The following is an 11,491-nucleotide window of genomic DNA, read 5'->3' on the forward strand; positions in this document are numbered from 1 at the left end:
ATCCTGCTAAAAAAGGAAAAACACATCAAGGTTATTATTGGGTACATCATTGTCCCATAGATGGTACCGTACTCTTTGATTATCAGCCCGGGCGTAGCCGTGAGGCTGCCGATCATGTATTGGCCGGTTTTAAAGGCTACCTTCAAAGTGATGGCTATGCCGCTTATGATAAAATCGGCAAGCGTGAAGGGGTTACCCACCTGAACTGCTGGGCCCACGCCAGAAGGGAATTTGATAAGGCAAAGGATAATGACAGGGAGCGTGCTGAAAAAGCCCTGAGCTTTATCCAGAAACTCTACGCGGTGGAAGCCCAGGCACGAGAACAAAACTTAAGCCCGGAGCAGCGTAAATCCCTTCGCCTGGAAAAAGCACTGCCCGTTATTAATGAATTTGGAAAATGGATGTTCGATCAGATGAAACATCAACTGATTCTTCCAAAGAGTCCTATCGGAAAAGCCTTCAAGTATTCTATGGATCGTTGGGACCAGCTGAGCGCCTATCTTTTTGATGGTATTCTGGAGATCGATAATAATTTAGTGGAGAATGCCATCAGGCCATTGGCCCTGGGTAGAAAAAATTACCTGTTTGCGGGTTCTCATTCAGCAGCAGAAAGAGCCGCAGGAATCTATTCCTTCTTTGCCATCTGCAAAAAACACGAGGTAAATCCATATGAGTGGCTCAAATATACCCTGGAGAATATCATGTCCATAAACCACAAAGACATCCGGAATCTTTACCCACAGAATTACAAGAAATTACAGCAAGTTTAGATCAAGCTTACCAGAAGGGTCTCAGTAAATAAAATTATGCTAAGTTAGAAGATGTGGTTGGTGGGCCGGATACGTTTTAAAAGTAAAAATATTTGGCATTTATATGGAGGATAGAAAAGACATAGAATTAAAAAAGAATATTGCTCAATTCCGAAAAGATTCTAGAATAAAAGAATGCTTTCATTTTGATAAAGAAAAATGCGCGAATAGAATAATTTCGGCTCATAGTATTCAGAATAATCGAGTACTAAACCTCATTGAGGATGAAGTAAATAATAATTCGATTGTCTATTCTCTGTTAAATAGAACTTATGACAACAACGGTTCACCAAATGGATTTGAACCATTAGGTAGAAAAGCAGCTTCAACCTTTTTTGGATTCTGTGGTTTCCACGATCAAAATGTCTTTAAACCAATTGAGCATAATTCTGTTGATCTGGAAAATGACCAACACTGTTTTCTACTTTCTTATAGAGCATTTGCGAAAGATTACCACGCAAAAAAAGAAACAATACAGGGGTATACAACATCTCAATTTTATCAAAAGAAGGAAAATAAATTTTTTAAAGAAAATATTGTTGCTGGCAGTAAAATTGGTTTACGTGATTGTAGTATAGTGAAGAAAAGAATGAATGAGATTCTTAGGATTGAAAATTTTGACGAACTCGATTATTTTACTTACAAGTTGGATTATATGGTCCCGATTGCATTAGCGGCCTCATTTAACCCAGAATATTCATATAAAAATAAAATTTTAAACAAATCAACAGATCCCGAAGTGATTTATGAATTTGTTAATTTCGTTATCCAACCAACGGATATAGGAGAAACTTTAATACTATTTTCCTGTCTTCCTGAACATAAAAAGTCAGTTCAATTTTTAGATGATTTAGCTGATCTTAAACCTTTAAAATTAGAAAAATCACTCGATTACTTGGCGGGGAACAATTCCGTTATGGTAACGGATCAAAATATTGGAACGCGTGGAAGCTTACAATTGCCGGTTTGCCCGATGATGAACAATCCCAGATTTTCAAAGTGATTGATGCGCTGCTTCGTGATTACAAGGCAAAAAAGGCTTACGCATAAAAAACCGCCACATTGGGCGGTTGATTTTGTTTTTAATTATAATCCAATTTAATTTGAGTTACTTCTTCAATTTGGTCATCTCTAAAAAACAGTAAATAAACATCTGAGCTTCTAAATTGAGAGTGAGATTTTCGTAACTCAAATTCTTATCAATTTTGAATACTTCAACCATTATATAATCTTCTGTTGGTTCAGAGAAGAACATTTTTATTTTCCCTTTTTTGTTTTTGTTTTCCAATAAATCTCCAATAGGATATTCCTTCTCAATATAATTTTTTGATTCTTCAATTTTAGTTAAAGAGTCTATAACCGTAACTACTTCAACAACTTACAAGACAAAACCGAAGTATCTATAACAACCACTGCACTTTTAACCTCCTTAACCAGGTCATAGACATCAATGAACAACTGATTCGAAGATCTTTCTTATTGATAATGTAACTCTCTTGTTTTTAGCCACTCAAAGTGCATTTTGTATTGAGCAATTGCAATTTTTAGAAGTCAATTTAGGCTCTTATAGAATCTCAAGCATTTTTAAATTAAAATTTATTTACCGCCACCATTCCCATCGCGATTTATGATTATAAATAACGATTTCCGTTTTAGCCCCCTGTTCAATACAAATTTTGTCATCCACATCGTCATAAGTGAGAGAAAATTCAGAGATTAAGTTTTTAATTACTTCAGTATAATCCTCAAGTGGTCCGAATATCTTATCAAAATTAAAATATAATGTGTGCAAATTCAGGCTCAAACTATCCTTGGGTTTCACTATATAAAGTGATTTATCTGTTGTGCCAAAAAATTCAATTTCAGTTTTATCAACTTTCCAATGGAAATTACAATTTTCCATTTCTCCATTATTAATAATAATTTTTTTTGGCTTATTATCATTATTAATTACTTTCAACTTTAAATTTATACCCAATGGAGTATGGCTCCGAACTACGAAAGTATCTTGCTTAGTGTTCCAAATGGAAATTTTTTCCAAAATAAAAAAGAACTTTTCTTTTGTACACTCATGGCTTTCTAGACTTACTTCGTCGGTTATATTAGTTTCTTCTATATACTTAATATTCTCGCCACAACTACAAAAAAAAAGCACAATGCATAGAAAAAACAATCTCTTAGTTGTTAAACATTCTTTCATATCTTTTGAGGTTTTTCTGAAATGCTTCAGTTGTGTTTTTATAAGAAGTATGAGCTCTTTGAACCCTAATTGCCCTTCTCTCTTTTATGGATCTATTATTTATACCAAATGATTTTGATCCGTCTTTTTGGTGTTGATGCTCATGAACTAAATCATTTTTTATATTGCTAGCCGTGTTGTACAGCGAACTAACCTTTCCTCCTGAGGTATTTATTACGATATTATTATCTGCTAGAAACCTTTCTCCCAACAATTCGAATCCTCCTCCAGTTTCGGACCGCATGCTAGGCTTATATCCAGCTTCATCTCCTATTGGCCGTGCTTCAATATTTACTCCTTCCATCTTACTCCCACTATCCAGTTGATCATTAAAATGGTTGAAGATATCTACCACTGCATCATTAGATATTTCCACTTCAGTAATATTTTCAGATAATTCAGCACCTTTTTCGTGCGAAATGGTTGCCTCTCCATTATTATTGATTTTTTTATTTTTATCCCAATTCTCTTCAGAAATAATTTGCACAAAATCTGTTGCTGCTTCATCCGAACCTAAATACGCTCCGGAAGAAGTAAAATAATGATCCAGAGGACTCAATCCGTCGGGATCAAACCAATATATCGGATTATCAAAAGCATAATTATAAGGTGAGTGCCTTCTCATCTGCTCTGCCAACGGATCAATATTCATCCATCTTCCAAGAGCAGGATCGTAGTTTCGAGCTGAAACATCATACCAATCTAAAATACTACCAGAGATATTCTCATCTTGCAGCTCTTTCCCTCCAAAACCATAGCGTTTCGCGGCAGCATTACCATAGGCACTGCCTCCGCCTCCACCATTATAACCCTGGTGGGTTAGTCCAAATGGATAGTAGTTTTTCTCCTGGATGATTTCAGTGGCAGGATCTATCGAACCATTGTGATCCCCATCGGTATAACTTAAACGAACATTTCCTAAATGGTCTAAGTAATTATATACATAATTGAACTGGCCACCGTCATAAGATACATAACCTTCGGGTGTACTAAAGAACTGCAGCGTTCCACCTTCATAAATAAAATTCCCGGCATATTCGGTTGTTTTCCCCGGGATCTCTTTTCGCAGTTTTACCCCCGTAGCATCATAAGTATAATCAATGATCTGCCCTCCAATAGTTATTAATTCAGGAAGATTCAGGTGATTATAAGTAATAGCCGTTATCCCTTTATTGAGGTCGGATGTTAAGTTGCCATTGACATCATAAGCAAAATCAATTCCTGTATTCCCATCCTTAAAGCCTTCTTCATTACCACTATGATCCTCCACCTGTACCAATTGGTTCCCATTATAGCTGTAATCCAGATCATCCATAGTTCCAAAGAGCGAAGCATCGGCACTTATATGCCCCTGCCTCTGTAAAGATAAAATATTTCCCATTTTATCATAGGCAATCCCACTTAAATTATAATTACCCGTATTGTCCGTGGCCCCAGTAATTCTATTCAATGCATCATAGCTATATCCATAATAGTTACTTACCGGGTTACCACTTATATTCTCACTTTGGGTCTTCCATTGCGTCTCCGAGATGTTTCCATTATACAGCGCAGTTGCTCCAGGGGTTTCAGGATTATTATATCCCATCTTAAACCCAAACAGGTCCTCACCCAAATTATCAGGATCGTTGATCTGTTTTAACCAGCCACGAATATTATAAGTGTAATTGACCTCCTGGAGGTATTTCGTTTTTCTATCTAGCTTATGAAGTTCCATATAACCTACACTGGTTCCATTAGTTCCTGCAGCAGACAATAGAACCTTTCCTTTTAACTTACCTGCGGAGAGAAAAGTTGACTCGTAAAAAACCTCCCCATTCTTTTTGTAAAAGACTTTAGGCCCAATCCGTTCGACCGTAATAACATCTCCAGGGGCTACTGGTGTCTGGGTCGCAGGAGAATGCCAACCTTCACTTCCGCCCTCATAAGTTCGAATATAATCTCTTACTACATAAGCATAATAGGTAAAATCACTATCTAGATAATCAGGATCCTCATATGTTAAGCCAACCATAAATAGTCTATCAGAGCCACTTGGCGTAAATTCTACATACCCATCCTGTAAAAATTCCTGTACTGTTTCAACAAAACCATCCTCTTCACCACTGCCGGTTTTGGCAATACTTCCATCTGCATTAATAGTTGCATTTATCAGATCAGTATATGTAGTCTCTACGAAGTCGTTGTCAGATTCTATCGATTCTGTTCCTGCTCCTATTCCTTTGATTACCAGCTGACCTAATTCATCATAAGTATTATAAGCAATTAATTCCTCGGGGCCACTATTAATTGACTGGTGATGGGTTAGCAGCCGGTTCATATTATCATAAGTGTAGCTATCTTCCGTAATAATATCCACTGCAACACTGGTCTTCTGGTGGGTTGTGGTCTGTCTTAATGTATTACCCACAAAATCCAGTTCGCTCTCAACTACCTCGGTAGTTTCTAAAAAATCATTCTTTACTGTATTCCATATGAGTCTTCCTTTGTCATCATATCCGTTTATCGTAGTGATCCATACTGATGTCCCCAGTACTTTAACCCTGCTCCCGGTAGTCAGGCCCTGTGTCTTAACTCCCTCAATGGGTTTTGAGTAAATATTTGATCCGGGAATGGTTATCCCCGCCATATCAAAATTATAGTTATCGTAAAAGTTCTCAGTTAACGCCGAGAGGTTCGTTGTTGGAAAACTACGATTGGTATATACTGTTCCACTTTTCTCTTCATAAACTTTTTCCCCTGTAGAATCATAATAATTCTGAACAGCTACCTGCATTGTTTCCTGATCGGAAATTGAATCGGTATATATTCCCGTACTCGTAATTCTTCCTAAAGCATCATACTTGGTATATAACCAGCTAGCGCTGTCTCGTTGCAAGGCATCCTGGGTCAATACTGGCTGGTCCAGTTGATTGTAAACTATATACTCTCTGCCCTTACCTGGTAATTGTTTTTCTACCAGCCTGTTTCTCGAATCGTATTCATATTGATATCCCAGAGCTGCCATTGTGGTATTCAGGTCTACCAGTGTGGCGTCCTTGGCATTCATTTTTGGAGGCAATACGTAGGTGAGATTCCCATAATCATCATATACATAATAGGTATCATGGGGTTCTTGAGCCTGAATATTGGTATTGGCATAGGTCCGCTTTAAAACAAGCCTCCCCTGCTTATCTTTAAACTCCTCGGTTGTATGATTTTTGGTAGCCGTACCATCGTGTTGTTCATCTTTAGTGACCATCTTGTATAAGGAACCTGCTGGATAATAACCGTTATCTCCCAGTGTGGGAACCCTGAAATCTCCATTCGTGAAACTAACCGAGAGCATACGAACTTCGTCGGTATTATTGGTTTCATAGGCGAATTCAATCTCATGCCCCCCTCCAATTGCCCAGGCGGCCCCTGGAGCCCCTTGTTGCTTTATCCGACTCATAGGTGAAGCCTCCAGATTTTTCTCCGAATAAGGGTTTAAGGTATATTCATATTTTTCAGCATTATAAAAATTGCCTGCATCAGTCATCGGATTTTGGAAAATCTGTCCTTGTTGACTCGATGCAGCATATGGGAGGTATTCCTTTACCTGTCTTCCATATACATCATATTCTATGGGTGTCACCAGATCTTCCAAATCACCGCCTGCCCGAATGGAGATAGATTGTTTGGACCTGCCCAGGCCATCAAAATAGGTGATCTGTTCTATCACTTCATTCTCATATGCAATTTCAGAACTGCTTTGTATAGGAACTCTTGGAATACGTGTGTAAACAAAGTTTTCATCAATACTATTCAACCCTTTATAAGAAGAATAAATTTTGTTACCCAGTTCACCACCATTTTTCTCAACATAAATGGTTAAATATGCGGTATCTGTGCATGCACCACCAGGCACTACATATGTATAAACCCCGGAAGGGTCTACCGCCGGATCAAAGATCCCATCCGGAAGCTTGTTCCAGCTCCCTTCCACATTCGGATTACCTCCCAGGGAATCTAAAGCTATAAAAGGAGCGTCCTTTGAAGACACAATAAATTCGCGGCTGGCACCTGCACTTACAGTTTCATGGATTCTTAAAATTAATTCTACAGTCCTTTCAATACCGTTAACATCAAAATAAGTATAGATTCGTGTAAAATCTTTATAACCAATAATCGTGGAAGACTGGTAATCCGAGGAAATCTGGGAAGCACTGGGTGAAAATGTTCCATTTCGAGGAATTCCGTCCTCCAACATATCCAAATAATAGTTATCAATAGAAGAAAGATCCGGGAATAATCTTGGAATATCAGAATCACATTCTTCTGAAAGAATGGGTTCCCAGCTGCGCATAAATCTATTGTTTGCATTGAGATGACCTGAGATTGAAACTATGAGTAGTAACAGAAGGTATAAATTTTTCATTCTTAATTGGATTTATAGTTGTATTTGTATTCCTTGAGAAGCTGGCCATTATGATCCAGGACAGCATCCAGTAGGCCAAAAGGATCCTACCAATACGTATTAGTATTTCCACGCGGATCGGGCAGGGTGGTTATTCCAACAAGTGGATCATAGGTATAGGCTAAAGTTATATATACAGCAAACAATTAAAGCTGAGAGTACTTTTTTCATTTCTTTGTTCTTTTAGTTGGTGGAACCCTTGTAGTTATATTTATTCTCAGAGATAATGTTTCCATCCTTGTCTTTCACGAATTCAAGCCGGTTAAAAGAATCATAGTGATAGGTTACAGTATCCCCTTTTGGATCGGTAGTACTGGTCACCCCAACCGCTGGTTGGTAGGTGTAGGTGGTAATCATAGTATTAGCGAGGTTACTATTATCACGTAAAAGGTTAATCTCGAGCAAATCGGTTTCGTCTATCTCAGATAAATTTGTAACACCAAGAGCTGAACTTATCTCAGGGTATGATGCATTATCTATCTTAGCAATAGGATATCGATCATCATATCCCCATAAGTAAACGATATGAGGACCGCTCTTTTTTGATATTTCTATTGGGTTACCGGAAGTATCATAGTGATGATATAGCAAACTATGCGCTGTTGAATCATTTGATTTAAGATATAAATCCTCTTTAGGTAAAAATAATTTACCTCCGAAATCACCGTATTCAGTATGCTTCTGATGTAACAATTTCCCCTTTTTAGATGAAACATTCACAATAGAAGAGATTTGGTTTTCGGCGACCATAGAGGTATAAACATCTGTGGTATAATCATAAGGATACTTAAACAACTCTTCAAAATTTCCTCCTTTGCTATCTACAAAAGACTGCTTACTTAATTGTCCGTAGGGGTAATCGTATTCAAAATTTTTAAGTTCAGTCAATTCTGACGCTGAAGTTCCATCAAAATAATAGTTATTCATCTGAGAGGAAATTTTCAAATAAAGCTCAGATGAGTTTGTATAAGCAGTTAAATAAATCCCAGCTCCGTTGTTCTGAGTTATTCGTGAACCATCAGCTGTGTAGAAAAATCTTAACCTACCAGCCTTCAAATTATAAGAATTAAGCATTTTAAGAGAATTTTCATTTCTTTTGCTAACAGAATAATTATTACTTTCTTCTTTAATTAATAAAGATTCTGTACCACTATTTTTGTAAAATTCAGTTTTTAGGCTTAAGCCTTTTTTCCAATTTTTTTTATCTCTTTGAGCATACGGAAAACTTTCTTCAACGTCTGGTTCTCCGGAGAAATGCAATCTTCTTTTTATTTCCTCTCCATTTTGTCCTATCGATATTTCCTCAACAGATTTATATAATACAGGGCTACCTATAAATGAACTTAAAGGCAAAGAACTTGTAGATGTGACGCGTTTTAAATTACATGTCATTTCTATAGAACCTGGAGGATTTGTATCTGGAGCATAATTATGCGTTTCATGACTTATATAGTTTGGCTTAGATAGATTTATTCCACTTGGTGTAGTACCATCCTCCTTCAAATAATTGTATTTTTTACGATTACAGTTTTCATTTGGACCAGTGCAGGAAATGACCTCTTTAATTCTAATTCCCCCCATCGCAACAGAGGAATCGCTTTCTGTATTATTTGCACTATCAAAATATTCCAAAAATATATTTGCAACCGCTCTGGGAGATTTTGAAGGATCTGATACATTCGCAGCTCTTTCTAAGATTACCTTCAGCTCATAATTTCCAGGCTCTAAATTATAGTAAGTTTTATCTAAATTTTTCGTAACAGGAGACTGTTCCGCAGAAGCGAAATCAGTTTTATAATTGCAAATGCTCGAATTAGAACACGTAACATTCTGAGTGGAGTTCACTTTGCGTAATTCCATGAATGCCAATGAATAACCCGCTGAGCCATGTAAATAGTAGCTTAAGGAAATACTATGCTGTCCATCTGGTAAAGCCTCAGGAGTAAAGGGCACTGTTATAGTTTCGTATATATATTCACTATCAGAATAATTATCAGAATTAATTATTATCTCAATAGGCGTGTTTAATCTATCTTCAACTCCTACATCCCCTGTATTCAATTTACCTGAAACTTCATTCTGTTCATAAATGAACTCTGATGAGCCTTTGGTAGGATAATGGATTTTTTTAAGGGCTCCTAAAACCGTATTCGAAAATGAAGGCGCCCTATTGGAATTTTCGGCAATTAACCGACCTGAAGTATTTAAATTGCCATTATAATAACCCCAATGATCTTGCTTATAATAAGGTATCTCGCTTAATGTACCTCTATAATATTCAAATTGATAAAAATTTTCTTCCTGGTTCTGCGAATCCTTACCCTTATGAATCGATTTTAAAAGCTTCCTGGAAGAACTTAAATTATCATATTCGAAAGTATAGCTCATTACAGTTTGATTACTATCTTGAATAGTAATGTTTTTTAAAGATGAAGGATTTTCTCCGTCTCCATAGTTAGAGCCATTTTTGAAATTATAATTAAAATTTATTTCTTGATTATTTCCGCTAATCCGACTAAGAAGCATTCCAAAAACTTCGGAATCTGTAATATATGTATCAACCCCTTCCAAATTTTTGGTATTCACACACTCCTCATAGGTTGGAGAAGAAGGTTCCAGTTTAGTGTATGTGTCAACATACGTTCTTTGCCTTATGCTATATGGCAAATAGCTAAAATTAAATTTTTTATTATTAGGCAAGATTATCTCAGCAACTAACCAGGCCGAGGGGTATATCATAATTGTATCGGGTTCAAAATTCTCTATTTGGGTAGTCTCTTCTATTGTGAAAAAATATTGAACACCAGAAGTATCTGTCAATTTAAATCCCCCTGTCTCTAGCCGTTCCAACTTTAAGCTCGAATACGGTAAAAAAACGGGGTCACCTTGATGGTTCAAATAAAAGCTCGCTGATATTCCTGCAATATTTATTAAATATTTATCCGACTCAGTATCCCATTTCCCATTCGCAGCATTTTCTTTTAACAGCCCTTCCTCTTCCGTGGAGAGTAGACCTTTTTCCATTTTATAAACCTTTTCTCCAATTTTATTTGGTCCAAAATATCCATTCTGTGATTCATCTGGTAATCCTTTAATTTGTCTAGTTATCATACCACCGGCTCGCAAATTCCAACCAAGCCCGGTAGATCCGTGTATTTCTTCAACAACTAATCCGGAATAATTATATTCCAGAAAAACAGGTAAGGAAAAAGATTGCTCAACAATATTATGAATGGGAATCTCATGATTGGCTTGACCTATAGCCATATTTACTGCAATATCCCCATATTTCCCATAAGAGGAAGCCTCAGGTGAAGCTGGAAAAACTTGCGGTAGTTCCAAAGAAGTTTGAGAATAAAGGGTACAGGATAGAAAAAAGATGAAACAAACACTGATTTTCTTACAACTCATAATTATGATATTTCACGAAATTTTAATGATATTTAACTACTTAGGGAAGCTTACAGACTTAAGCTTTAAGCCTTAAGCAAAATTAACTCAACAAAACAAGAGAAGAGTAATGAAAAACCGTACAAAAAGTAAGGTCTAACCCTCTTTTGATACACAGGTTTTTATATACCCATAAATATTCTTAATTAATGGAAAATGGCCTATATTTAAATATATTAATTGGCTAAACCTTAGATACATTTTTCATTTGAAGTTCACTTTACTAACTGACAAAGTTCATGCTTACAATTAAAGCGCAGCGAGATAAAGAAAGGTTAGAATGCAATCGATGTGGGGCTACTGAGGATTATTGGCTCCCAAACTAAACCACTCTGCACTCAAAGTGCAGAGGTTTTTTTACTAGGGACTGAAAGTCCCCAAGCTATTCCAATATGAAATTGGAGTTATCACTCGAATCTCGGCGATGGTGCTCCAAATATTCATTAACCATCTCATCGGTAATATTTCCTGTACTCCATACTCCATAACCACTTGCCCAAAAATGTTGCCCCCAATATCGTTCCTTCAGTTTTGGATATTCTTGTTGAAGTTTTC

The 11,491-nt window shown here is 36.7% G+C and carries 6 protein-coding genes; 2 read left to right on the forward strand and 4 right to left on the reverse strand.

Going from position 1 to position 11,491, the window contains the following annotated elements:
• Positions 1 to 770, forward strand: a 770-nt coding sequence (gene tnpC / locus LB467_RS17930) for an IS66 family transposase (protein WP_224475446.1), incomplete at its 5' end; no start/stop codon positions are given.
• Between the two features lie 103 nt (positions 771 to 873).
• The gene (locus tag LB467_RS17935) at positions 874 to 1,812 is read left to right on the forward strand and encodes a hypothetical protein (RefSeq protein WP_224475447.1); all 939 of its coding nucleotides are present in this window, start codon (positions 874 to 876) and stop codon (positions 1,810 to 1,812) included.
• Between the two features lie 597 nt (positions 1,813 to 2,409).
• Here the strand turns inward: LB467_RS17935 and LB467_RS17940 are convergent.
• The 4 genes from LB467_RS17940 to LB467_RS17955 form a co-directional block, all read right to left on the reverse strand.
• Positions 2,410 to 3,009 (reverse strand): hypothetical protein, encoded by a 600-nt coding sequence (locus LB467_RS17940; protein WP_224475449.1) that lies wholly within the window; start codon positions 3,007 to 3,009, stop codon positions 2,410 to 2,412.
• Entirely contained in the window at positions 2,987 to 7,375 is a 4,389-nt protein-coding gene (locus LB467_RS17945; RefSeq protein WP_224475451.1) for a DUF6443 domain-containing protein, read from the reverse strand. The genes LB467_RS17940 and LB467_RS17945 overlap by 23 nt, the downstream gene beginning before the upstream one ends.
• Positions 7,376 to 7,669: 294 nt before the next feature.
• Positions 7,670 to 10,828, reverse strand: a complete 3,159-nt coding sequence (locus LB467_RS17950) for an RHS repeat domain-containing protein (protein ID WP_224475452.1) — start codon at positions 10,826 to 10,828, stop codon at positions 7,670 to 7,672.
• A 490-nt stretch (positions 10,829 to 11,318) separates the two neighbouring features.
• A partial coding sequence (locus LB467_RS17955) for a transposase (protein WP_224475454.1) occupies positions 11,319 to 11,491 on the reverse strand: 173 nt, incomplete at its 5' end.

The sequence above is a fragment of the Salegentibacter tibetensis genome (genome assembly GCF_020164485.1).
Taxonomy (GTDB): Bacteria; Bacteroidota; Bacteroidia; order Flavobacteriales; family Flavobacteriaceae; genus Salegentibacter; species Salegentibacter tibetensis.